The organism is Elizabethkingia sp. YR214 (assembly GCF_003058195.1).
GTDB lineage: Bacteria > Bacteroidota > Bacteroidia > Flavobacteriales > Weeksellaceae > Elizabethkingia.
Genome location: NZ_QBUH01000001.1, coordinates 168,012 through 194,469, shown reverse-complemented (window position 1 = coordinate 194,469; position 26,458 = coordinate 168,012). Strand labels below are relative to the sequence as shown.

Below are 26,458 nucleotides of genomic sequence, written 5' to 3'. Positions count from 1 at the left end.
ATATGGTGTGTTTTGTTTGCTATTGCTACTTAAAATGGGTATTATTTATTATTTTTATATATATATCAGTTATTTGTGATTTATTTCATTTATATTCAATTCGAAATATTATTCTTTTTGTTTAGTGTTATTATAAATGGGGTATTTATTTGTTTTATTTATTTTTAGTACGATCTGTGTATTTTGTGTTAACTAATTTTGATTTATTATTAGTATTTTGATTGTTTTAGCTCTGTAATTATTAATTTATTTTGTATTTAATTTATTAATTATGTATTAATATTGTTGAAAAAAAATGAATTTTGCGGATGTTAATATTTTTTAACACATTTGTGTGTTGAAATATTAAATATTGTTAATATGAATGTAAAATTTAAAGTGCTAAGCGCCGGAGTATTGTTCTTTATGGGGCAAAGTGTGTTGGCGCAAAATACAAAAAAGGATTCTGCAACTTCAACCAAAAGTATTGAAGAAGTAGTTATTGTTGGCTTTGGACAGAAGAAAACTGTGAAAGAACTAACAGGGGCTGTAAGTACAATGAATGCTAAAGCTATTGAAGATAACCCTGTGGCTACTTCAGTAGATAAGATGCTTCAAGGTAGAGTAGCTGGGGTGCAGACAGGGGTTTCTAGTGGTCAGCCAGGTGGTTTTGCTTCAGTTCGTGTAAGAGGTATCTCTTCTATTAATGGAGTTAAGGATCCAATTTACATTGTTGACGGGGTTAGAATAAAATCAGGAAACCTTAGTCAAGGTAGTGTAAATGGAGTATCGAACCAAGGGAACGTGCTTGCGAATTTAAATCCAAATGATATTGAGAATATTACTGTTCTTAAGGATGCTGTGTCTACTGCCATGTATGGTGCTGATGCGGGTTCAGGTGTAATTATTATTACAACAAAGAAGGGTAAAAGAGGAGCCGCAAAATTCAATATGAATTTTACTCAGGGGATTACCCAGGATGCTGTTAAAAGACAAGGTGTCCTAAGCGCTGATCAGTATAAAAAATTATTGACTTACTCAATAATGAATGCTTATCAAGGAGATCCAAGTTATGGTGATAACTTTAAAAATTATCAATCTTCTTATGACTTTGTAAAAGGAGGTGGTTTAGATGCTGAAGATGGTGGGTATTATAGTGGGATATTAAATAGCCCATACAATACCAATTGGAAAAAAGCGACACAAAGAGATGTGGCGTACATGAGAAACGTCGAGGCTAACATGTCTGGAGGTAATGATAAAATGACTTATTTTGGATCAATAAATTATTTTGATCAGAACTCAACCGTTAAAGGGGCTGATTTTAAGAGAATTACTGCTACTACAAGTGTTGCTTATCAGGCTACAGAGCGTTTGAAAATTTCTACAGATATTCAAATGGCATATAGTAATACTAATAGCCAACCGGAAGGAGGGGTGTACACTAACCCTTTGCTAGGACAATATTTTAACTTGCCTACAGATCCTCTTAGAAATCCTGATGGGTCATGGTATCTAGGACAAAATGGAAGATTGACTAATGGACAGTTCAATAATGCAGCAATACAGGATTATAATTATCAAAGAAATCAAACTTCCAGAATTTTTGCCAATTTACAGGCGGAATATAAATTAGCAAAAGGTCTTACTTACAAATTTGTATTTGCTCCTGAGTTTATAAACCTTTTAGAAAGTGCTTATTATTCGCCAATACATGGAGATGGTAGAAGTAGTAAAGGACAAAAAACAGATATTTCTACAAGATATTTTAATTTCAACTTGCAGAATATTTTAACTTATAACTTCTCTGCGGATCTTAATAATATGAGTTTTACAGCTTTACAAGAGGCTTATAGAACGCAGTTGGATTTGGTTTCTGCAACAGGAATGGTTGTAGGGTCTCCATATTTGCAGACAATGGATAATTTTATTAAGCCATATAGCGTTGGAGGACAAAAGAATATTGACTCTAGATGGGGTTATGGTTTAGTTGGTCACTATGATTATGACAGAATTATTTTATTAGACGCTTCTTATAGAAGAGATGTTCTATCTAATTTTACACCAGGTAAAAAGGCTGGGAACTTCTGGTCGGTAGGTTTAGGGTTGGATGTAGCACGTTTTGATTTTATGAAAGATTGGAAGGCTATGTCTATGCTTAAATTAAGAGCTTCATATGGTAAAGTTGGAAACCAGGTTTTAGCAAACCCATATGCTTTATATAGCTACAGAGGTAATTATAATGATTTAGCTTCAGCTGATTTAAGAGGAGTTTATAATCCAAATTTATCATGGGAAACAATTAACCCATTAAATATAGGAGTTGATTTAGGTTTCTTAAATAATAGAATTACTTTAACTGCAGAATATTATAATAAGAAATCCAAAGATTTATTATTCCAGATGCCTTTACAAATATCTCAAGGATTACCAAGTTATTGGGCGAATATTGGGGATATGGTTAATAAAGGATTTGAATTTACTGTAAACGCAGATATCCTAAAAAAATCCGATGGTCTTAATTGGAGCGTAAATGGTAATCTTTCTACATTAAAAAATGTAATAACCAATCTTCCTGGAGGAGATATTATTAACCCACCGGTAGGAATTAACGGTGCTTCAATGACTGGTACTATTCTTAGACAGGGTGAGAGTATGAATTCTTACTATATGAGAAAGTGGGCGGGTGTAGACCCTTCTAATGGTGATCCATTATGGTATATCAATGGAAAAGATGGTGCAACTACCAATAAGTATGCAGAGGCTAAAGAAGCGATTCAGGGCACTTCATTAAATAAAGTTACAGGTGGATTTGGTACTAATATCTCATACAAAGGAATTAGTCTTGATGCCTTCTTTACTTATGGGTTTGGTGGAAAAATACTTGATCAATGGATGGGATATACTGTTTCTGATGGTTCTTCTATTGGAAATACTCCGGGTTATGAGTCTCAAATGGACTTCTGGACTCCTGAAAATCCAAATGCAAGTAACCCAAAACCAATTCTTGATTTAGGAAATAAGAGAAGTTTCGCAATGTCTACAAGAAGACTATATAAGAGTGATTATATACGTTTGAGTAACATAAAACTTGCATATACCTTTAAGGGAGATATCTTGGAAAAGACAAAATTGACATCATTACAGATTTATGTTTTAGGTAATAATGTATGGACTCACACATTTGACAAAAACTTAAGACTTGATCCTGAAATTAGCGTAACTGGTAATTATAACTTAGGTATTCCTATTCAGAAAGCCTATATGTTGGGTGTAAATATTGGATTTTAATTAAATAACTTTACAAAAATGAAATTTAAAAATATAAAAATTGCAGCATTAGCATTTACTTTATCTGTAGTTACGTTTAGTTGTAGCCGTGATTTTACGGAAACAGTTTTTAATCAGGATGAAATTGCTGGTGATTGGAAAACTACTGATCAGATGCACTCGTTTGTGTTGGGTGCTTATGTTGATATGAGACAGGAGGAGTATTATGGAAAAGACTTTCAATTATTTGCGGAAGTTAGATCTGATGAAATGTTCTCTAATGGTGCTTCTGGATATTACCAAACAGTGTATAACTATAATATGTTGTCTAATGATGGTTATGCAAGAAATACTTATGAAAGAATTTATAAAGTAGTTGCGAAAGCAAATAGCTTAATTAATTTTGATACAAATAAGCTTGATAATGCAGCGGCTAATCAGGTAGAGGCTAATTATTATGTTGGTCAGGCATATGCTCTGAGAGCTTTAGGTTTTTTTGACTTGCTGAGACTTTATGGTCAGAAATATACTGGGGGTGATACAGGAGTTGTGCTTCCTTTAAAATTTGATCCTCTTGTAAAGCAGGGTAGATCTAGTATTGCAGATGCTGAAAAACAGATTGAGAGTGATTTTAGTAATGCATTGCAAAAGATGACGGCATCTAAATCCAGAGATAATTATGCTAATAAAACCGAATTGTCAATCAATGGATTGAAAGGGTTAATGGCTAGATATTATCTTTATAAAAAAGATTTTGCAAAAGTTAAATCTTTAGTTGATGATATTGTTGGAAGCGGAAACTATAAAGTAGTTGAGACGGATGCAGTTGTAAATTCATGGAGCCCAACAGTAAATAATGCTACTCAAAATTCAATTTTCGAATTGGCTTTTGGTACAGCAGGTATGACTGGAGCTACATCATATAGTAATATGATTAATAGTACGGGTTATGCTAATACAGTTATTAAGGCTGATTTAGTTGGTAAGTATGCTGCTAATGACGTGAGATTAAAATTAATTAATCAATCAGGTGCAACATATTTCCTAGATGGAAAATACCCGGATATCAATGGGTCTAATAATGTTAAGATTGTTAGATATGAAGAGATTATTTTGGATGGTGCAGAAGCTGAGTTGAGCTTGGGTAATACTGCAAAAGCTTTAGAATATTACAATATGATCTTAACAAATAGAGGGTTGACTGCTGCTACGACTGTAACAATGGATGCGATTCAGTTAGAAAGATCTAAAGAATTATTAGGAGAAGGATTTAGAATGTGGGATTTACTAAGATGGGGTAAAGAGGTTCCAAGACCTACAAATGCAAGTAAAGACATCAGGCTTACTATATTTCCTATTCCAAGAGCAGAGACAGATATTGCTGGAACGCCAGTTAAATCAAATCCTGGATATGACAACTAAGATACTTTATTGGTAATTAGAACTAAAAAAAGAGCTACCCTTGGGTAGCTCTTTTTTTTATAGTTAGCCAGTTTGTTTATTGGGCTTATGATATGTTTTGTTATGCATAATGAATAATTTAATTCAGTTTATTGAGATTATTTGTTAATTGTTTTGTTTATACTTTGTCTATTTTTCATATTATAAAAAAAATATAATTTAAATAATCCTTCTGGTAATAAGTGTTTTTGTGATTTTAGCTTATTATAAGTGCCTATGTATTGTTATTTTTTTTGGAAGTGTTAAAAATTATTAACATATTTGTAATAGTTGAAATATTAAAATTTGTTAATATGAATGTAAAATTACGCGTGCTTAGTGCAGGTGTACTGTTCTTTATTGGGCAGAGCGCTATGGCACAAAAGAAAAAAGTAGACACAACCTCTGTAAAAGATATAGAGGAGGTGGTTGTCGTTGCCTTTGGAAAGCAAAAGAAAGAGGCAATTGTAGGTTCTGTTGCGAGAGTTGATAGCAAGGTGCTGGCAAATCAACAAGCGACAAGTGTGTTGTCTGCACTACAGGGAACAGTATCAGGTGTTAATATTGTTACTTCCAGTGCACAGCCAGGAGATAGTCCTAATATTTATATTAGAGGTATTTCTTCAATTAATGCTAGTACCCAACCCTTAATTATTCTTGACGGAGCTCCTTTTGGAGGGAATATTAATAGTATTTCCCAAGATCAGGTAGAATCAATGACTGTGTTGAAGGATGCATCTGCATCAGCACTGTATGGTTCCAGAGCCGCGAATGGTGTGATTATTATAACTACCAAAAAAGGTAAGCTGAATAGTAGACCAAAAGTTAGTATTACTTCTTTGGTTGGTGCTTCAGGACCTGCTGTTGATTTTTATAAGACTATGGGGGCAACTGATTTTATGAAATATACATGGCAAGCGATTAAAAATAATCAGGTATATAAGAATAATACTACAGATGCAGTAGGGGCACAATATGCAACGGATAATATTATAAGCTTATTGGGGTATAATCCTTTTAATGTAAATAAACCAATAGGTGTTGATGGAAATGTAGTAGATGGAGCTAAATTGCTTTGGGATACAGACTGGAGAAAATATCTTATTGATGATTTTGCATTTAAGCAGGAAAGTAGATTTAATATTACCGGAGGTAGTGAAAATACGACTTACTTTGTTGGAGCTGATTACCTGAATACTAAAGGAGGACTTAAAACTTCAGAGTTTGAAAGAGTCACTGTTAGAGCTAATGTTGATAGTAAGGTAAATAATTGGCTACAGGTGGGGGTAAACTCATCATTTGCAACTTCTTTCCAGAATTCACCAACACAATCAGGAGCTTCTTATCAAAGTCCTATACAATGGGTTTATACAGTTCCAAATATCTATCCACTCTATATGAGAGATGAAAAAGGGAATTTACTTTTGGATACCTTTGGAAAAGAACAGTATGATTATGGATCTGCAGGTGCTTCAGGAAGATTGGTGAATGCGGTAAGGGATATCTTGAATAATGAAAGTGCAGTTGGAGCCCTATATAATTATAAGAGGTATTATAAAAGATCCGATGTTGTTGTAAATGGTTATGCACAAACTAATCTTACGGATTATTTAAATTTAAAATCTCAGTTATCTTATCAGATGTATCTATATGATTCCTATGCTTATACTTCAAATCAATATGGTAGTGCAGCGTCTGTAAGAGGAAGAATCTCTCAAAACCGTGATATAGCAAAAACTATTAACTGGACTAACAGTTTAAATTTTAATAAAAATTTTGGGGATCACAATGTGAATGCACAGGCTATCTTTGAAATTATGGATTATAAATATGATGGTTTAGGCGCAGCGGGAACAGGGTTCTTGCCAAATGTATTTGTGCTGAATGGCAAAACCGTATCTGAAGGTGTTAGTGGGTATGTTAATCAGGAAAGGCTTGTAAGTTACTTGGGTAGAGCAGGATATAGCTATAAGAATAAATACTTTATTGAAGGGTCTTTTAGGGCTGATGGTTCATCAAGATTTGCATCAAGTAACAGATGGGGTAAATATTATTCTGTTGGGGGAGCTTATGTAATCAGTGGGGAAGATTTTTTCAAAAATGATATTGTTAATTATTTGAAACTAAAAGGATCATATGGTGAGCTAGGAAATAATAAAACTCAAAATTCTGATGGATCACAAAATTTCTTCCCTTATATGATGCAGTATGATACCGGCTGGAATCAGCTTGGTGCTACTGGGATATTGTTGTTAGGACCTGTTGATTATAATCTAAGATGGGAAAAAACAGCGGCAACGAATTTTGGAATTGAATTTGGGTTGTTTAATAATAGAATTACAGGTAATGTTGAATACTGGAATAAAAAATCTGTAGATCTTATTTATAATAAGCCATTACCTATTTCTACAGGTAACTCCAGTATAATCACTAACGTAGGAGCGATTAAAAACTATGGAGTTGATATAGATTTAACATCACTGAATATAAGTACTAAAAGTGTTGAGTGGAGAACTAGTCTTAACTTATCATTTGCTAAAAATAAAATAACAGAGCTTACGCAGAAGTCATTTATTAATGGTAATAAACGCTGGGAAGTCGGAAGGTCAATATATGACTTCTTTATTCCTGAATGGGCGGGTGTAGATTCTCAAACAGGTATGGGAACCTGGTGGTATAATAAAACAGATACGAATGGTAATGTGACAAGGGAAAAAACTGCAGATTATAATGTAGCAAATCTAGAAGCAAATAAAATTTACGCTGGAAGTTCATTGCCAGATGTAACTGGAGGTTTTAATAATTATCTTAAAATAGGTAATTTTGATTTGAATGCATTATTTAATTTTAGTTTTGGTGGATATATTTATGATTCTACTTATGCAGGTTTAATGTCTGGCTTTAGTGCTGCAGGAAGACAACAGTCAGTGGATGTAATGAATGCATGGCAAAAACCAGGAGATGTAAGTGATATACCAGTTAATATATTGGCACAAAATAATAATAATGGTACTTCTACTAGATTTTTGTTTAAAAATAATTATATAAGACTAAAAGCATTAACGCTAGGCTATAATGTTGATCCAAAATTATTTGGAAATATGGAAATCAGAGGATTGAGATTATTTATTCAAGCTGATAATTTATGGACATGGCAGTCTCATAAAGGAATTGACCCTGAACAAAGTATATCTGGAAATACTGATAGCAGATCTTATAATTTAAGAACTGTTTCAATGGGATTCACACTTAATTTTTAATAATGAAAGAAATGGAAAAGATAAAATATATAATATTATTAGGTTTTTTTGCCTTAATTAATTCATGTACGAGCAATTATTTAGATACTCCGCAACCAACGGATTCTCTTGCTCCGGATGTTGTGTATAGTTCTTATGAAGGTGCAAAAGCGCATATTGCCGGAATTTTAAGAAGAACTCGTGGTCAATTTACAGATTATGATGCTGGTAATGTGGGATCAATATATTTTGCTAGAGAGAATAAAGGAAATATTTCTATAAATTCAGGAAGTTGGTTTCAATTTGATTATGCAAATGAGAATAGAGAACCAAATTTTAGAAGAACAGTATTTAGCTGGAGATTTCCGTATTATTTAATAAACAGAATAAATGATGTTATTGAAGGGGTTAGTGCTTCTACTGCGCTTTCTCCAGATCAAAAGAATGAACTATTGGGACAGGCTTATACAATGCGCGCATTTTTTTATTTTGAATTAAGTTTAGAATTCCAACATACTTATAATTTTGATCCAAATTTACCTGCTCCCCCTATTTATACATCTTCAAAAGTTTTGGAAGGAGCTCCAATGTCTACAATGAAAGATCTTTATGCTTTTATAACTAATGATTTAGAAAAAGCTATTCAGATAGGCTCTGCAAATAGAGGAGATAAATCCTATTTTAATAAAAATGTTTCTTATGCTGTTGCTGCTAGAGTATATCAGGTAATGGGTAATTGGGGAAAAGCAAAAGATTATGCAACATTGGCTTATGGTGGTAATCCAACAGCTGTTTTAAGTCCAGAATTTTATCAATCAGGATTTGATGATATGAATAAAGGTAATGAATGGCTTCTTGCGGATCCGCAACAATCTGATCAGAGTAATTATTATTATCTTGCTCCCCATGGTTTTTATACCAGAACTGAAAGTGCTTATAATAACACTTATATAAATAAATCTTTTGTTGCCCTATACTCTGCGACCGATGTAAGAAATCAATTTGCTAAAACAACTGCAACAGATTATAGAATGTGGTATACTAAGAAATTTAAATTTTCATTTACAGCAGCTTTTGCCATTATAAGGACTCCAGAAATGATTTTAATTCAAGCTGAAGCAATGTATAAGCTGGGTGATGAAAATGGTGCTCACGATTTGCTTTATGCATTACAAAAAAATAGAGATCCTCAGGCTGTAAAATCTTCTACAACGGGTAATGCTTTTTATGAAGAAATTCTTTTAGAAAGACAAAAGGAGCTTTATGGGGAAATTGGTGTAGAGTGGTATGATGCAAAAAGATTGAGGAGAGGGCTCAAGAGAGATTCTTGGCATAGACTTAATATGGCTAGTAACCCACTATTACCAGATGATAAAAGATTTTTCCTAAAGATTCCACAAACGGAATTAGATGCAAATCCAAATATCCCTCAAGATATTAATTTAAGTAGATAGTATTTACTTTCATAATTACTAAAGCCTGCCATTTTATGGTGGGCTTATTTATTTACAATAGTAAAGATAAATAATCTAAAGAAAAGAGTTTTATTAGTTTCTTAATAGATATATAATCTGTTTTTTAACTTTATTCGGAATTTAATTTGGTCATATTAATTAATATTAACATATTTGCAATCCTCAAAAGTTAAAATTTGTTAATATGAATGTAAAATTCCGCGTGTTGAGCGCCGGTGTACTATTTTTTATAGGACAGGGGGCTATGGCTCAAAAGGCCAAAAAAGATACAACAGCTACAAAAGAAATTGAAGAAGTTGTTGTTGTTGCTTATGGAAAGCAAAAGAAAAACTCAGTTGTAGGGTCCAACCTACAGATAAAATCTGAAAAATTGGCTGAAAGACCAATCAGTGATGTATCTCAGGCATTAGATGGCGCCGGCCCTGGTATTCAGGTAAGTGCAAGTACTGGTCAGCCAGGAGAAGGTTTGTCGGTTCGTATTAGAGGTATTAGTTCATATAGCTATAGTAATAACCCTCTTTACGTTTTAGATGGTGCTATTTATAACGGCCCATTATCTGCTATTAACCCTGCAGATATCGAGTCAATTAATGTGCTTAAAGATGCTGCGGCAACTTCTTTGTATGGTTCCAGTGCAGCAAATGGTGTTGTATTATTAACTACAAAAAAGGGAAAAAAAGGAAAAGATAGAATTGATTTTTCTGCAACAACAGGTATTTCTGCACGTTCAATCCCTGAATATGACAGAGTAAATGCTGCACAATATTATCCGTTAACTTGGGAGGCACTTAGAAATGGACGTTTGTCTTCAGGAATAGATGCTGCAAATTCTTATGCAACCAACAATTTGATTAATGTCCTTAAGACAAATGTGTACAATGTACCAGATAATCAATTAGTGGTGAATGGTATATTGAATCCAAATGCTAAGCTTAGATATGATGATTTTGATTGGGCAAGACCTTTAATTGGTACTGGTATCAGAAATGAATATAACTTAGGTCTTAGTGGAGGAACAGAGAAAACAACATACCGTACATCATTAGGCTATACTAAGGAAGACGGATATCTTAAAACTACAGACTTCGAAAGATTTACACTTCGTGTTGCTGTAGACTCACAGGTTAAGTCTTGGTTAAAGCTAGGAGCTAATTTATCTGCAGCAGCTATTACTAGAAATAATGGAGTAGATGGAGCTGCTAGTTCTGCTTCTTACGTGAACCCTTACAGATGGACGAGAGTTATGGGGCCTATTTATAGTCCATATATTATTGATCCTGTAACAGGGCAGCGTGTTATTGATCCAGTAACAGGACAGGAAATGTTTGACCCGGGAGATAAAAGAGGTACTGATGCCGCAGCGGGTAGAAATGTTATTGCAGAAACATTATGGAATAGAAACTTCACAAGAGACTATAATGTAAATTCAATACTTTATGCAGAAGTAGCAATTGATCCTTACTTAAAGTTCACAACGAATGTTGCATACAGCTACCAAAATACATTCCGTAAAACATATACCAATAAATTAATTGGTGATGCTGCAGGTCTAGGTAGTGCAGAAAGGTATACTAATTTCTATCAGACTTTGAACTGGAATCAGAAATTATCTTATACAAGAAAATTTGGTGATCACTCTTTAGATGCTTTCTTTGCACATGAAAACTATAGATATTCATATGATTATTTATATGCATATAAGACTGGACAGACTGTAGATAATAATGATGAAATGATAAACTTTGTTACTCCAAAGAATACCAATGGTTATTATAATATTTATACAAAAGAAAGCTGGTTTGGTAATTTGAGTTATGGATACCAAGGTAAATACCATTTACAGGGGTCTATCAGATGGGATGCTTCTTCCAGGTTTGCGAAAGATGTTAGATGGAATGCTTTCTGGTCTGTAGGAGGTAACTGGGTTGTTTCAAATGAATCGTTCCTGAAAGGAAACTCAGTAATTAATTACCTAAAGCTAATGGCTTCTTACGGGCAGGTAGGTAATGATGCTTTAAATGGATATTATCCATACCAGACGCTATATAGTATTGGTTATCCAAACGTAACTGAAGGAGGTATTTTATTCAATCAGTTATCAGATCCTAAATTAACATGGGAATCCAATAACCAAACGGATGTTTCATTAGAATTCGGTTTATTTAAAAGTAGAATTACAGGTAGTGCTGGATGGTATAGAAGATATACAAAAGATATGCTATTCAGAGTTCCTGTGCCTGTTTCAGCTGGTGTACCAGATGATGGTGTAGCAAGAAATGTAGGTGATATGCAGAATACAGGATGGGAATTCCAGTTGTCAGCAGATATTATCAAGAATCAAAACTTTAAATGGAATGTAAATATAAATGCATCGACTTATAAAAATGTTTTGAAAAAATTAATTCCTGGACAGTCCGAAATTATTAACGGAACAAAGAGAATTATTGAAGGTAAGAGTATTTATGACTACTGGTTAAGACAATGGTATGGTGTAGATCCTAAAGATGGAGCTCCATTATTTGTAGCTGACCCTCAATTTGTAAATCCTAATGCATTGTCACCGGATATCAGAATGATTGATGGGCAGGCTTTAACTACAACTCATACTAAGGCAAAATATGACTGGTCAGGATCTGCGATTCCAGATTGGTATGGTAGTTTTGGTTCTAACTTCAAGTACAAGAACTGGGATCTTAGTGTAATGTTTACTTATCAGATTGGTGGTAAGATTTATGATTCTAACTATGCTGGTTTAATGTCTGGTTATCCACAAGGAGGAGCGCTTAGTACAGATATACTAAACAGATGGACAACACCTGGGCAGATAACAGATACTCCTGCAATGAATACAGCAACATATAATACTGCTGGACAGCAAAGTTCAAGATGGTTAGTAAGTGCAAGCTATATTCAATTGAGAAACGCAACTTTTGGATATACATTTAATAAAGAATCTCTTAAGGATCTTGGTGTAGATAACTTACGCCTTTATGTATCTGGAGAAAATATTTGGGCTAAAACAGCAAGAAAAGGATTAGAGCCAGGAGGTGGCGGTTTTAATGGAACCGTGGCTCCAAGATATACTCCTGCAAGAATTGTTTCTTTAGGTCTTAATGTTTCATTCTAATTTTATCTAAACAATGAAAAAAATAAAATTTAATATAAAAACTTTTATCCTTATTGTAGGGATTTCGGCTGGTCTTGCATCATGTAATTCAGATTACTTAGAAACATCACCAACGGATAATGTTAATGAGGAAATGGCTTTATCAACTGCGGATAATTTAAAAGCCCTTGTTAATGGTATGCATCGTAATATGTACTACCGTCAGAATTCATCACAAGGTCAGAGTGGTCAGGCTGGTGTTATGATTATGACTGAAGCTGCTAGTGATGACGTGATTTGGGCTTCTACTGGTAATAACTGGTATATTAGTTCGGTAAGATGGTTAGATCAGGGGAATGAGAATTCTAGTAATACTTACTACCCATACCAGTTTTATTATTCTATGATTAGAAATGCTAATTTGGTAATTAATAATGCTGCAAAAGTAACTGGTGATCAGCAAACAATTGATACGGCTGTAGGAGAGGCTTTAACATACAGAGCATTTAGTTACTTTAATCTTGTACAATTCTATGGTAAAAGATATGTTGCAGGAGCAAATAATAATCAGGAAGGAGTTCCTTTAAGACTTGAAGCTAACGAAAAACCTTTGGCTAGAGCATCAGTTGAAGAGGTGTATGCTCAAGTTAACAAGGATCTTCAATTAGCCTTAACTAAGTTAAATGGAGTTGGCAGATATAGCAAATCTCACTTTGATTCAAATATTGTAAAAGGTCTTTTAGCGAGAGTGGCACTGACTCAGGGTAACTATAAAGCAGCAGCGAATTATGCAAAAGAAGCAAGAGCTGGATATCCACTTATGGATAATGCAGCATATAAAGCTGGATTCAATTCTGCGGCTAATATCGAATGGATGTGGGCTACAATTATGGTTCCGGATCAGTCAGATGGCTTTGGTAATTTCTCTGCTTATATGTCCAGGAATTATAACTCTACACAAATCAGACAAGCTCCTAAATTAATGAACTCTACATTAGTTCAGTTATTTCCTGCTACCGATGTTAGGACACAAGTTGTTGACCCTAGCGGAAATCATATTCCTTGGCTTTCTACTAAAAATGCACAAGGTAAAATAGTTAGAACTAGCGCTTATAGCAATTATTCAGTATTCCCATATTCCAGTCAGAAATTTATGGTTAAAGATCAAGGTGAAGCAACAGCAGATGTACCATATATGAGAGCTGCTGAAATGTACCTTATCGAAGCTGAGGCATTGGCTAGACTAGGTGATGAAGCTGGATCTAAAGCTATATTCAATGAATTACAGAAAAATAGAAATACAGCATATGCAGGAGCTATCACTTCTGGAGCAGCTTATATTACTGAAATTCTAAATACAAGAAGACTTGAGCTTTGGGGAGAAGGATTCAGATGGTTTGATTTGAAAAGACTTGGTCAAGATCTTGATAGAACTGGAACTAATCAATCAGATGTAGTAATGAATGGACTTATAAAAGTTCCATCAACAGACTTTAGATGGCAGTGGCAAATTCCTCGAGCAGAAATCAATGCTTCTCAAGGAGTGGTTACTCAAAATCCATTGCAATAATTAAATCAAATTACTGCATAAATAAGTAAAGCGACAGAAAAATCTGTCGCTTTTTTATTTGCCTGAAATCTAGAAGGTATATGGATATAATAACTATAAAAATGTCTATACATTCCCTTACGAAACTACTTTTTGGCAACTAATATATAGTCATTCCATATAAACTTTCTCTGACTTGTATTTTTTAGTATTCCCTGAAATGTTCATTAATAGCACTTTATTTAATGAGTAAGAAATCGTATGCTTACCAGTAAGATAGCGGAATACAAATTTTTATGACGATCAATAGGTTGGGGCTACCTTTAGCATATTATTGATATAGTAAATACTATAGAGTTTAGTACTGTGCATTTGGTTCTTAGCCGGTTTTCTACATTTATATGACATTCATAAAGCAAATTATTTTTCAACTAAAATTTCTTTTTCACCTTTTGTCATAAATATTAAGGATGCATAATCAAATGTTTCATGTGCTAAACTCTTTTTAAGTAATAGTAAAAATATGAAGCTTAAGTTTGTTTAAACATGAATGTGAAATTATACATGCCAAATGATGGTATATGTTCTTTATAGGGCAAAATATTACAGTACAGAAAGTAAAAAATACACTTCTTCAATACGAGATATTGAAGGGGTTGTTGTAAGAACTATTGGATTTTCAGGGGAAATTTTGGCCTATTTAGCAGGTTTAAAAGTAGCTTACAATAGCTCGCTAGAGCGAATTGTGGAACAGAAGTAGATTACAATGTTTCAGAGCGCTTATGAATCATGGGTAGATTGGAGAAGAACAGGTTTTCCAGTCTTTACAAAAATACCATCTTTCAATATGACTGGAAATACAATTCCAAGGAGGCTTTCCTATCCGCAGATAGAGATTAATGTTAATACAAACTCGTTGCAGAATGGCCCGGGGATACCTGTTCTATTCGAGTCTCTCAAGACCAAAGTTTGGTGAGATCAGTAGATTAATTGCAATATTATAGTCGCTAATTAAAAAACCGGAAGAAATTTCTTCCGGTTTTATTTTATAAATAATTAAGTGTTTAATATCCAAAAAGATATATTGGAAAGTAAAAGTGGTTTTATTTACTTTTCAACTGATACTAAAAATGAGAGGAATATAGGTAGTGTATTTTCTATGTTTTAGAAAATACACTATTTCTTTAGTTGTTCTCTCAAGAAAACAATCTCTTCTTTAAGTTCAGATATTCTCTCCTTGTACGACAGGATTAGTTTTTCATAGAGCTCTTTATCTTCTTTGTATCTTTTCTCCAATTCACTAATAATATTTTTCTCATCTTCCTGACTGTAGGCTTTTGAAGACTCTTTTATACTTGTGTTGGGAATATCTTTTTTCAACATGTTTCCCTCTCCTGTCAGAAACCAGTCAGGATTTATTTCAGGATATGCCTTTAGTATCTGCTCTATCTTCGAAGCCCCAATATTCTTTGTTGCTTTATCTAAGAACCCATTGGATAAGCCAACTTCTTTATAGAAAGTACTTTTATTAATTCCCTTAAAATCGATAATTTGTAGAATTCTGTCAACTATCAAAATGTTAAAATTTAGATTAATTACTATTTAAGCTTTGTTATTTAGAAAATATTCCGTATACTTGTTTCTTAATTGAAACAAAAAGAGCAATGAACAAACCTACAAAAAAAAGACAGACTTACAATACTGAAGCTGTAAAAGTTCTGGCGGATGAGTTTGGGGTGACACCTCAATTTGTTAGACAATGTATCCGTAAAGAAAAATATAGTCTTACCGCAGATGCTATACGTAAGAAATACTATGAATTAGCGGGTCCTTCAGATAGAGCTATAAATGATTTTAGAACTGGTAATTAGTTTTACAAAATGAACAAAATCCGGTAATTCGGATAAAAAGGAGTGTACAGGTTTCTGATGAAATTTTGAACTATAAACACTTTACGAAAAACCACTGGTAAAAGTATGTCATGAATACTAAATTAGTGGAATAATTCTGGGAAACATTGTTGATGAGATGCAGTACATGTACGATCGATCACAAATAACAAATAATATCAACAGTTTCTTATTTCTTCACAGGGAATTACTAGTGTGAAATTACATTGGTAATAGTACTCCCGAAAATATACTGCAACAGAGTCCGGATAGTATTCAATAGTTAAATACTTTCTCGGTTGTATGTTCATGGCACATTCATAAATTAAACAAGTTAGTTTCAAGTAAAGTTTTCAATCATTGCTATGTTCCTCTAATTGTATATTAATTATTCACTGTCTAGACTCCTGTTGCTTTAATAATAAAATAAATCTTATTAATATGAAAGTAAAATTACACATGCTTCGTGTAGGTGTTCTGTTCTTTATAGGACAAGGACTGCTGGCACAAAAGAAAAAGCCTGATACAACTTCCATTAAAGATATAGAAGAAGTTGTGGTTGTGGCCTTTGGAAAACAAAAGAAAGAAGCAATAGTAGGCTCTGTAGCGACTGTTGATAAAAGAATAATTGAAACCCAGCAGGCAACAAGTATTTTAGGAGCGCTTCAGGGAACTGTAACAGGTGTGAATGTAATAGCCGCGGGCGGTATGCCTGGTGATAACCCTTCTATTTATATAAGAGGTGTCTCATCTATTAATGCTAGTACTCAGCCATTAATTATTGTAGACGGGTCACCTTATGGCGGGAATATCAACTCTATTCCACAAGATCAGGTGGAATCAATGAGTGTACTGAAGGATGCATCTGCTACTGCGTTGTATGGATCAAGAGGTGCTAATGGTGTTATTATTATAACAACTAAAAAAGGAAAGCTAAATACAAAACCCAAAGTGAATGTTACTTCTTTAATTGGAGTCTCTTCATCGGCAGTGAAATTTCACGAAGTGCTTAGGGCGGAAGATTTCATGAAGTATTCCTGGCAGGCTATAAGAAATGCAAGAATTGTTAGTAATGGAGAAACACCAGGCGTAGCTGCACAATATGCTACAAATAATATAATAAATACATTGGGATACAATCCTTATAATGTAACCAATCCTATTGATGATAAGGGAAATGTAGCTACCGGTGCCAAATTGTTGTGGGATACTGATTGGGAAAAAGAGCTTATCAATAATTCAGCTTTCAAACAAGAACATAGACTAAATATTTCAGGTGGCAGTGAGAATACAACCTATTTTATAGGTGTAGATTATCTGGATATGTATGGAAATATTAAAACGTCAAGATTTGAGCGCTTGGGCTTCAGGGCTAATGTTGACTCAAAGATTAATAGATGGCTGAAGGTGGGATTAAATACATCATTTAGTGCTTCTTCTCAGAATTATCCAACGCAATCAGGAAGTACATTTCAAAGTCCAATACAATGGGTTTATACTTTGTCGGGTATTTATCCGATTTATATGAGAGATGAAAAAGGGAATATTATTTTAGATGCTTTTGGCAGATCACAATATGATTATGGAGATACCTCTGTTTCGGGGAGGCCTGTAAATGCACAGCGGCCTTTGTTAACGAATGAAAATGCTCTTGGAGTATTATATAATAATAAAATACGATATAACAGATATGATACCTTTATTAACGGATTTGCAGAAGTTACCCTTACAGATTATCTAAAGCTAAGATCCCAAGGGTCATTTCAGCTGTATAATTATGATAGCTATTCTTATACACATTATGCTTATGGAGCTGCTGCGAGTGTAAAAGGAAGAGTTTCCCAAAACAGAGATTTGGCGAAAACCATAAACTGGACAAATAGTTTAGACTTTAATAAAAATTTTGGGAAGCATAATATTAATGCCCAAGCCATATTTGAATTGATGGATTATAGATATGATGCTCTTAATGCACAAGGAACAGGGTTTCTACCAGAAGTATATGTTTTGAATGGAAAAACAGTTTCCGAGGGAGTTGGAGGATATATTAACCAAGAGAGACTTGTAGGTTATTTGGGACGATTAGGATATAATTATGCCAATAAATATTTTATTGAAGGATCTGTAAGAAATGATGGTTCAACAAGATTTGCTCCTGAAGTCAGATGGGGAACTTTTTATTCTGTAGGTGGGGCCTGGGTTGTTAGTCAGGAAAATTTTTTCAAAAATAAGATAGTCAATTACTTAAAACTGAAATCTTCGTATGGAGAATTAGGGAATAATGGAGCGGATGGGTATTTTCCTTACATGATGTCCTTTGCAACAGGTTGGAATCAACTTGGGCAAACAGGCGTTTTATTGGGTGGGGCAAGAGACTATTTTCTTACGTGGGAGAAGACTGCTTCTTTAAATGCAGGTGCAGAAATAGGCTTTTTAAAAAACCGAATAACAGCAAATGTAGATTACTTTAACAAAAGATCTATAGACTTAATATATGCCAAACCCTTACCTGGTTCTACCGGAAATACTTCGATTACAACTAATATAGGAGCACTAAGAAATTACGGATGGGAATTCGATATTTCCTCATTAAATATCAGTTCTGATAAATTCCAGTGGAGAACAAGTCTTAATCTCACATTTGAAAAAAATAAAATAACAGAACTTACTCAGGAATCATTTATCAATGGAACTAAAAGATGGGAGGTAGGTTCGTCATTGTATGATTTCTTTTTGGTTGAATGGGCGGGGGTTGATACTAAAACCGGAATGGGTACCTGGTGGTATGATAAGAAAGACGCACAAGGAAATGTAACAAGAGAAAAAACTACCGATTATAATTTGGCTAATGCGGAAGCTAGTAAAAGGTATATGGGAAGTTCTTTGCCCAAATTCAGAGGGGGCTTTACCAATTCTTTCAAATACGGAAGTTTCGATTTGAATGCTCTGTTTAACTTTTCATTTGGTTCTTATATATATGATTCTTCCTACGCATCATTAATGTCAGGATTCTTATCGCCCGGAAATCAACAATCTGTAGATGTCAGGAATGCATGGCAAAAACCTGGAGATATTACAGATGTACCCGTTAATATAATGGCTAATAATCAAAATAATGCACTTTCCTCGAGGTTCTTGTTTAAAAACAACTTTATAAGACTAAAATCATTAACACTTGGGTATAATGTAAGAGAAGATTTACTTGATAAAATGGGAGTGTCTAGTATGAGAATTTTTCTACAAGGAGATAATGTGTGGACGTGGCAGAGTCACAAAGGAATTGATCCGGAGCAAAGTTTGGCAGGAACAACAAATAGTCGATCATATAACTTAAGAACCATTTCTTTAGGATTTAGTATAGGATTTTAAAACAAAAACAATGAAAAATATTAAATATATAATAGTGATTATTGGTCTTTCCGTTGCAATGTTATCTTGTAGTGAAGAATATCTGAATGAACCTAAACCAACAGATGTTGTGTCTCCGGATGTCGTATATGGATCGTATGAAGGGGCAAAGGCTCACATTGCAGGAATATTAAGGCGTACCAGAGGCCAGTTTTTAAATACCGAAAGTGGAAATCTGGGATCCATGTATTTTGCCAGAGAGGTGAAAGGTAATATTAGTGCAGTTAGTGGTAGTTGGTTCAGAAATGACTATGAAAATAATTTTAGAGAACCAAATTCCAGCAGGTCTCAATTCAGCTGGAATTTCCCATACTATCTTATTAATCAGGTAAACTCATTTATTGAAGGTGTGGAAGCAAGTACAGCGATATCAGAAGAAAACAAGAAAATATTATTTGGCCAAGCTTATACGATGAGAGCCTATTTTTATTTTGAACTTAGTTTAGAATTTCAGCATACTTATACTTATGATCCTAATCTGCAAGCTCTACCGATATATACAAAATCCAATGCTACAACTGGCCAGGCAATGAGTACTATGAAGGATATGTATAAATTAATTACGGATGATTTAGAAAGAGCTATTGCTATAGGTTCTTTAAATAGAGAGAATAAATCTTATTTCAGTAAGGCAGTTTCATATGGTATAGCTGCCAGAGTATATCAGGTGATGGGCAATTGGCCTAAAGCTCAGGAATATGCTAATAAAGCATATGGAGGAAATGTAGATGCAGTCCTTAGTCCCCAATTTTATGCATCAGGCTTTGACGATATGAATAGAGGGAATGAATGGTTACTGGCAGATCCGCAACAAGCAGATCAATCCAGTTATTTTTGGCTGGCACCGCACGCCTTTTATACCCGAACCGAGGACGGATACAGTAATACTTTTATTAATAAATCCTTTGTTGCACTTTTCTCTCCAACTGATGTTAGGAATCAGTTTTTTAAAACTGGTGCCGGGATTACGGATTATAGAGAATGGTATACCAAAAAATTTAAGTTTGCTTTTACCTCTCATTTGGTTTTAATGAGAACTCCTGAGATGATTTTAATCGAAGCCGAAGCAATGTATAAACAAGGGAATGATAGTGGAGCTCATGATTTGTTATACAAATTACAAAAAAATAGAGATGTTCAGGCTGTAAAGTCATCAAATGTCGGAGTAGCACTGTATGAGGAAATTTTGACAGAACGGAAAAAGGAGCTATATGGAGAAATAGGAGTGGAGTGGTATGATGCTAAAAGATTGAGAAGAGGACTTCCAAGAGATATTTGGCATAGAGTTAATCTGGCAAACAATCCAATACTGCCAGATGATAAACGTTTCTTTCTAAAAATTCCGCAATCAGAAATTGATGCAAATCCCCATATTCCTAAAGATATAAACAATAACAGATAATATAAGAACTAAAAGTAGTACTAGTGAGAGAAGAATAGGTGTTTGCCTGGTATGCTGAAAAAGGAGATTGTATTTGAATAAAAGCTCTTGCTGATTAGGTTATAAATAGACCTCAGTAAAGAAGATCGTATCGTGAAATTGGTTGACTTTAAGAATCAGTAATTCTTTATCAAAAAAATCTCTACTTTTGTACCTCATTCCAACAAGATGAGGTACTTTTTTTTATGGGTAGTTTTGGTGTCGGGAACTATATCGGCACAGGTTGTTAATAAGACTGATAATAATAGAATTGCAGAAGATTCTGTTATTGTAGATAATGGTAAAAAAGATTCTATGAAAATCTTTAGACCGGTAATTAGCGACTATAAATTCAAAACGCAGAGAGGGGAAGCAAAGATATTTGATACAGTTTTTTCACATGAAAAAACATATATCTTTTCACAGTATAATAACAAAGACAACTTCGGGAAAGTCCAGTTCGCTAACTCCGGACAGACTTTTAATCCGTTAGTGTACGAAACTAATCTACAGCAGAATCTTGCGGTATTACCAACAGGAAAATCCTTTAGTATATTAGGCGTAGATGATATTAAATACTATGATGTAAAAACACCTACAACTACATTTATATATCACACAGCACCCGGAAGCGGACATGTACTAAGCTCTACTTATACCCAGAATATAGGGAAAGACTTTAATTTCTTTGTTAATTATATGGGACTGCGTGCCAAGGGGATCTACCAGAGAAACCTTTCAGCGAGCAATAACTTTAATGCCGGAGCGCACTATAAGAATAAAACAGGGCGTTACGAGCTTTATGCACATTACCTTAATCAGAATGTGAATAATGAAGAAAACGGTGGTATCAAAACTTTAGATCAGTTCTTAGGCGGGGATTCCCGTTTTAATAACAGGCTGAATATGGAGGTTAACCTGAATAATACAGAGAGCTTCTTTTCTTACAGAAGGTATTATCTGAGTCATGATTTTGGTTTATTCAGAATCAATGATGCTTTTCCTTTGAAGATCAGGCATATGTTGATGCATGAGGGGAATAAATATTATTACACTCAGAATGGAACAGAAAGCTATTATACAACCAATGCAGCAGATATTATCAGTGGTTTTTTTCCATCAACAAAAAAGTATTCTAAAAAACTGACTAATGTTGTAAGCTTGGTTTTTGATAGAGAGAAATTTAAATTAGATGCCGGACTGAAATATCAGAATGTAATTTTGGGAACCAATCAGATCTTCCTGCCGAATAATGTTGTAGATAATAACACCGTTTGGAAAGAGAATAGAATAGGAGTAGAAGGAAATTTGCAGGTTAAACTCTGGAATAGATTCGATCTCAATTCTTCCGCAGAATATACTACAGGAAGCACATTCGGGAACTTTATTCGTATCAATAACAAAGTTTCCTTTATTCCTGCAGAAGGTTTTGCTGTAGAAGGGAAACTAAACTTCCAATCCGGAGCGCCATCATTTAACCTACTGTTGAACGGGTCTCAATATAGAAACTTCAACTATGTTAATTTAGGTTTCAAAAATCAGAGCGTTTTAGAAGCCGGAGGTATTGTGAGACTGAAATGGTTCGATGCATCAGCATTTCTTAACTATTTCAGTATTGGAAACTATGCCTATATTGATGCTAACAAACAGATGCAGCAGTCAACTTCATCCATTAATATTACTCAGGCTGGAGGAGATGCAACTTTTAAATATGGAAAATTCCATCTGAACGGAAGAGTATTATTCCAGTCTGCAATTAATAATAAAGACCTTATGCCAATGCCTGGCTTTGTTGGGCGTGCAAATGTATATTTTCAGTCCAAAGTATTCAAAGATGCGGCAGAAGTTCAGGCAGGAGTTAAAGCATATTACTTCAGCAAATTTGCTTCCAGAGAATTTTTCCCGGTACTTAACGAATTTGTACTGCCAAGTGCAACATCGGGCTATTCTATCGGTGGAAAACCAATGATGGACTTGTATATTAATCTGAAAGTAAAAACCATGATGTTCTTTATAGAAGGACAGCAGATTAATACAACAATATCAGGGAATAAAGGTTTTGCTGCGCCATATTATCCGGTTGCCGATTTCAGGCTTAATTTGGGTATAGTTTGGTATATTTTTTCATAAATTTGAAGAATGGCAGATTGTCGTTTTAATATTGATTTCAGGGACATACCAAGCATTCCTGAAATGTTGAAGGATTACCTGAATGGTAATCTTTCAGCGTACCACGGGTTACAATTCAGTAAAGATAATGCCTTAGCACAGGCAAATAAAAAATCCAGAAATTATCCTTTCGGACACAGAGAAGTTCTTACGGAGGTTCTTACAAAGCAGATGCGAAATATAGCTATTAGCGCCAAGCAGATGCAGAATATCGAGCTATTGCGTAAGGAGAATACTTTTACTGTAACCACGGGGCACCAGCTAAATCTATTTACCGGGCCGGTATTCTTTATCTATAAGATTCTTCAGACCATAAAAACCGCCAAATATCTGAATGAGAATAATGAAGGGAAAAACTTCGTTCCGGTATTCTGGATGGCAACAGAAGATCATGATTTTGATGAAATTAACCATTTTAAAACAGAAGGTAATTTCTATCAGATTCAAGAAAAATCAGGTGGAGCAGTAGGACGGATTAAGTCCTCCGATCTTTCTTTCCTGGATGTTTTTGAAAAAGAATTTAAAGATTTTACATACGGAACCGAATTAGTCCGCTGGGCAAAGGAAGCATATCAGGAAGGGAGATCGCTAACTCTTGCTACAAGAATTTTGGTTAACAGAATTTTTGGAGATTCAGGATTGCTTATCCTTAATGGAGATGATAAAAAACTAAAAGCATTGGCCGCTCCTGTTTTCAGAAAAGAACTACTGGAAAATAGTCTTTATGAGAATTCTAAAGAAACCGTTGATGTTCTGATTAATCAATATGGTAAGGTTCAGGTTAATCCGAGAGAGATAAATCTCTTTTACCTTAGAGATGAGTCAAGAGACAGAATTGAAAAGACCGGCAGTTCCTATCATGTTGTAGATACAGATATTAGTTTTAGTGAGGAAGAAATATTAGCAGAACTGAATACTAACCCTCAGCGGTTTAGTCCAAATGCTGTTCTGAGGCCAGCATACCAGGAAACTGTTTTACCCAATATTATTTATATCGGCGGGAACGCAGAGATTATGTACTGGCTGGAACTCAAGAAATTCTTTGAAGCAATAGATGTAGAATTCCCGATTTTAGTACCCAGAAATTCATTGGCCTTTATTACAGAGAAAACACTTCGTAAGATCCAAAAACTGGACTTATGTGTAGAAAATTTCTTTGGAAATTATCAGGAAGTTGTTCACAGTAAACTGCTTGGGAAAACATCTCTGCAACCATTATTGGAAGAAAAAGAAGAAAATATCAAATCCATGTTCAGCGAGCTGAAGAAGCAAGCGGAAACAACCGATAAAACATTTGGTAACCTTGTGGCAGCGGAAGAAGTCCGTCAGCTTAAATCTTTCGAGAGAATGCATAAAAGATTGCTTCGTGCAGAAAAAATTGTGCAGGCAGATCTCTATCAGCGCTACAACCAATTATATGAAGTAGTAAACCCTGCCGGAGTATGGCAGGAACGTAAAATTAATTTTAGTAACTTCTATGCTGAAAATGGACGCAACTGGCTTAATACTTGTTACGAGAATATCGAAGTTGCCCATCCTGAATTAACAGTGGTGGTTTTATAAAAACAAAAAGTTTATTTTTGCATAATAATATACGCTAATGAAGAAATTATTTATATCAGCATTATCTGTTTTCTGGCTTTCTGCATCTGCACAAAAGACACATACAGTAATAGCTAAAGATAATCCGTATAGCATTTCCAAAAAATATGGTCTTACACTGGATCAGTTCTATGCACTGAATCCGGATGTAAAAAACAAAACTTTGGATATTGGAGATATCGTTGTGATATCCAAAACAGGAAAAAATGTTACTGAAACAGTAACAGCCAAAACAACCTCAGGACAGATAGCTGTAAAACAAGGGCAATCCTTGTATGCTATTTCAAGAGATTATCATGTTTCATTAGCAGATATCAAAAAACTGAATCCTGAATTAGGAGAAGGGCTGCAAATCGGACAGAAGATTAATCTGCCTGCTGCAAATATTAAAAAATATGGTGTTGCCGAAGTTTCTGCTGAGCCTGTAGTTCAGGAGAAAAAGCACGAAGAAAAACCTGTAGAAACATCTGCTAAAGCAGAAAATTATCTGGTTCAGCCAAAAGATACTTACTATAAGATTACCAAGAAATTTAATATTTCTCAGAAAGATTTATTCCGTATGAATCCTGGATTAGAAGAGAAAGGACTTCAGCCCGGAGTACCCATTGTTGTAGGAAGTGGAAGTGTTGTAGCTGAAGCTATAAAACCTGAAGAAAAGCCAAAGGTTTCAAAAATAGATGACACTCCTTCAGAACAGCCTAAACGTGAAACCATAAAAACCGAGGCTACGGCAGACGATATTACTTATACCGTTCAGCCGGGAGATACTATTTTTGGTATTCTGAATAAATTCGGCGTAAGTTTGGATCAGTTGATAGAACTGAATCCACAGCTTTCAAACGGATTAAAAGCCGGAATGGTTCTTAAAATTAAAAAATCTAGTGATAGCTCATTTATCAAATCTTCAGGTGATGCACTGAACGTTGTTCTGTTGTTGCCATTCGGATTCGATACCAATGATGCGAAATACAGAAATGCTGCACTGGACTTTTTAACAGGAGCTAAACTGGCAATCCAGAGAAATGTAGCGAAAGGACAAAAGTTAAATATTAATGTAATAGACGAAGGGAGCGAATCTTCATTTCAGAAAGCACTAACTTCCATTAATAAGGACAATACAGATCTTATTGTAGGGCCATTCTTCAAGTCTGATGTTGTGGAACTTATGTCTTATGTTTCTTCAAAGAAAATCCCGGTAATCTCTCCTTTTGCAAACTCTAAGGATTTGTATAAATATGGTAATCTGATCATTATAGAAACAGATGCTTCTACCTATGCAGAGAGAATTGCTAAAGAAGTTTCGGACTCTTATAACGGAGAGAAAATATACATTGTAGGAGATTCTTATGCTGAAGATATTCGCACAAGATTAGAAAAATCTCTTAAAAAACCAAATATTGCTATTGTAGCAAATCCTAATGATATTCAGGTTGATAAGAATATGATGACAGGACAGTCCGCTCCTGTAATTGCAGTTCTGGCATCGGATAATGAGGCTACAAAATCTTCTTTTACCAACAGAATGGTTTCTTTAGGAAAAGAGGTTTCGGGGGTAAAGGCATTCAGTATGTTCTATTCCAATGACTTTGATAAAAAAGAAGCAGATCTGGGGAAAGTAAACATGGTTTACATTATGGACAGAAAGATTAATACTGACGGAAATTTCGAGAAAGAAGTATTGGCACAGTATAATGCTAAGTTCTGTAAGTCCCCGTCTAAATATGCGGTTGTGGGATTTGATGTAATGAACGACGCGCTTTCCAGAGAAAATTCCAAAGGAGAAATTTTCAGACAAATGGGCAAAAGTCAGACACATTTGGCAACCAAATTTGAATACGAAAAAACAAAAGAAGGTGCTTATGTTAATAAAGGATATCGTGTCATAAGACTAAATCCTTAATTATAAGTGCTA

At 34.4% G+C, this 26,458-nt stretch carries 14 protein-coding genes; 13 read left to right on the top strand and 1 reads right to left on the bottom strand.

Going from position 1 to position 26,458, the window contains the following annotated elements; all coding sequences use genetic code 11:
• Positions 1–360: 360 nt before the first annotated feature.
• The 7 genes from C8J95_RS00825 to C8J95_RS00795 all read left to right on the top strand — a co-directional run bounded on the left by C8J95_RS00825 (position 361) and on the right by C8J95_RS00795 (position 15,034).
• Positions 361–3,270 carry a SusC/RagA family TonB-linked outer membrane protein gene (locus tag C8J95_RS00825; protein ID WP_107807215.1) on the top strand — a complete coding sequence of 970 codons (2,910 nt, stop codon included), beginning with the start codon at positions 361–363 and terminating at the stop codon, positions 3,268–3,270.
• An 18-nt stretch (positions 3,271–3,288) separates the two neighbouring features.
• Positions 3,289–4,671 carry a RagB/SusD family nutrient uptake outer membrane protein gene (locus C8J95_RS00820; protein WP_107807214.1) on the top strand — a complete coding sequence of 461 codons (1,383 nt, stop codon included), beginning with the start codon at positions 3,289–3,291 and terminating at the stop codon, positions 4,669–4,671.
• A 332-nt stretch (positions 4,672–5,003) separates the two neighbouring features.
• On the top strand, positions 5,004–7,949 hold the full coding sequence (locus C8J95_RS00815) for a SusC/RagA family TonB-linked outer membrane protein (RefSeq protein ID WP_107807213.1): 2,946 nt from the start codon (positions 5,004–5,006) through the stop codon (positions 7,947–7,949).
• A 2-nt stretch (positions 7,950–7,951) separates the two neighbouring features.
• Positions 7,952–9,382, top strand: a complete 1,431-nt coding sequence (locus C8J95_RS00810) for a RagB/SusD family nutrient uptake outer membrane protein (protein WP_255412693.1) — start codon at positions 7,952–7,954, stop codon at positions 9,380–9,382.
• A 205-nt stretch (positions 9,383–9,587) separates the two neighbouring features.
• Entirely contained in the window at positions 9,588–12,530 is a 2,943-nt protein-coding gene (locus C8J95_RS00805) for a SusC/RagA family TonB-linked outer membrane protein (RefSeq protein WP_107807212.1), read from the top strand.
• A gap of 13 nt (positions 12,531–12,543) precedes the next feature.
• On the top strand, positions 12,544–14,079 hold the full coding sequence (locus C8J95_RS00800; RefSeq protein ID WP_107807211.1) for a RagB/SusD family nutrient uptake outer membrane protein: 1,536 nt from the start codon (positions 12,544–12,546) through the stop codon (positions 14,077–14,079).
• A 745-nt stretch (positions 14,080–14,824) separates the two neighbouring features.
• Positions 14,825–15,034 (top strand): SusD/RagB family nutrient-binding outer membrane lipoprotein, encoded by a 210-nt coding sequence (locus C8J95_RS00795; RefSeq protein ID WP_255412692.1) that lies wholly within the window; start codon positions 14,825–14,827, stop codon positions 15,032–15,034.
• A 200-nt stretch (positions 15,035–15,234) separates the two neighbouring features.
• Here the strand turns inward: C8J95_RS00795 and C8J95_RS00790 are convergent, their stop codons facing one another.
• On the bottom strand, positions 15,235–15,633 hold the full coding sequence (locus C8J95_RS00790) for a peptidase S24 (RefSeq protein WP_107807210.1): 399 nt from the start codon (positions 15,631–15,633) through the stop codon (positions 15,235–15,237).
• An 89-nt stretch (positions 15,634–15,722) separates the two neighbouring features.
• On the opposite strand from C8J95_RS00790, the gene C8J95_RS00785 reads away from it, so the two are divergent.
• The 6 genes from C8J95_RS00785 (at position 15,723) to C8J95_RS00760 (ending at position 26,446) form a co-directional block, all read left to right on the top strand.
• Positions 15,723–15,929 (top strand): hypothetical protein, encoded by a 207-nt coding sequence (locus C8J95_RS00785; RefSeq protein WP_107807209.1) that lies wholly within the window; start codon positions 15,723–15,725, stop codon positions 15,927–15,929.
• Between the two features lie 459 nt (positions 15,930–16,388).
• The gene (locus C8J95_RS00780; protein WP_107807208.1) at positions 16,389–19,316 is read left to right on the top strand and encodes a SusC/RagA family TonB-linked outer membrane protein; all 2,928 of its coding nucleotides are present in this window, start codon (positions 16,389–16,391) and stop codon (positions 19,314–19,316) included.
• A gap of 10 nt (positions 19,317–19,326) precedes the next feature.
• Entirely contained in the window at positions 19,327–20,757 is a 1,431-nt protein-coding gene (locus C8J95_RS00775) for a RagB/SusD family nutrient uptake outer membrane protein (protein ID WP_107807207.1), read from the top strand.
• 207 nt (positions 20,758–20,964) lie between these two features.
• Complete coding sequence (locus tag C8J95_RS00770; protein WP_107807206.1) at positions 20,965–22,905, top strand: putative porin; 1,941 nt, start codon at positions 20,965–20,967, stop codon at positions 22,903–22,905.
• A gap of 9 nt (positions 22,906–22,914) precedes the next feature.
• Positions 22,915–24,507 carry a bacillithiol biosynthesis cysteine-adding enzyme BshC gene (gene bshC, locus C8J95_RS00765; protein ID WP_107807205.1) on the top strand — a complete coding sequence of 531 codons (1,593 nt, stop codon included), beginning with the start codon at positions 22,915–22,917 and terminating at the stop codon, positions 24,505–24,507.
• Positions 24,508–24,544: 37 nt separating this feature from the next.
• Positions 24,545–26,446, top strand: a complete 1,902-nt coding sequence (locus C8J95_RS00760; RefSeq protein ID WP_107807204.1) for a LysM peptidoglycan-binding domain-containing protein — start codon at positions 24,545–24,547, stop codon at positions 26,444–26,446.
• The last annotated feature ends 12 nt before the right edge of the window (positions 26,447–26,458 follow it).

What these genes read in the sequence shown, in the direction of transcription:
- C8J95_RS00825 (WP_107807215.1), top strand. Translation starts at nt 361, where the DNA reads ATGAATGTAAAATTTAAAGTGCTAAGCGCCGGAGTATTGTTCTTTATG.
- C8J95_RS00820 (WP_107807214.1), top strand. Translation starts at nt 3,289, where the DNA reads ATGAAATTTAAAAATATAAAAATTGCAGCATTAGCATTTACTTTATCT.
- C8J95_RS00815 (WP_107807213.1), top strand. Translation starts at nt 5,004, where the DNA reads ATGAATGTAAAATTACGCGTGCTTAGTGCAGGTGTACTGTTCTTTATT.
- C8J95_RS00810 (WP_255412693.1), top strand. Translation starts at nt 7,952, where the DNA reads ATGAAAGAAATGGAAAAGATAAAATATATAATATTATTAGGTTTTTTT.
- C8J95_RS00805 (WP_107807212.1), top strand. Translation starts at nt 9,588, where the DNA reads ATGAATGTAAAATTCCGCGTGTTGAGCGCCGGTGTACTATTTTTTATA.
- C8J95_RS00800 (WP_107807211.1), top strand. Translation starts at nt 12,544, where the DNA reads ATGAAAAAAATAAAATTTAATATAAAAACTTTTATCCTTATTGTAGGG.
- C8J95_RS00795 (WP_255412692.1), top strand. Translation starts at nt 14,825, where the DNA reads ATGTTTCAGAGCGCTTATGAATCATGGGTAGATTGGAGAAGAACAGGT.
- C8J95_RS00785 (WP_107807209.1), top strand. Translation starts at nt 15,723, where the DNA reads ATGAACAAACCTACAAAAAAAAGACAGACTTACAATACTGAAGCTGTA.
- C8J95_RS00780 (WP_107807208.1), top strand. Translation starts at nt 16,389, where the DNA reads ATGAAAGTAAAATTACACATGCTTCGTGTAGGTGTTCTGTTCTTTATA.
- C8J95_RS00775 (WP_107807207.1), top strand. Translation starts at nt 19,327, where the DNA reads ATGAAAAATATTAAATATATAATAGTGATTATTGGTCTTTCCGTTGCA.
- C8J95_RS00770 (WP_107807206.1), top strand. Translation starts at nt 20,965, where the DNA reads ATGAGGTACTTTTTTTTATGGGTAGTTTTGGTGTCGGGAACTATATCG.
- bshC (WP_107807205.1), top strand. Translation starts at nt 22,915, where the DNA reads ATGGCAGATTGTCGTTTTAATATTGATTTCAGGGACATACCAAGCATT.
- C8J95_RS00760 (WP_107807204.1), top strand. Translation starts at nt 24,545, where the DNA reads ATGAAGAAATTATTTATATCAGCATTATCTGTTTTCTGGCTTTCTGCA.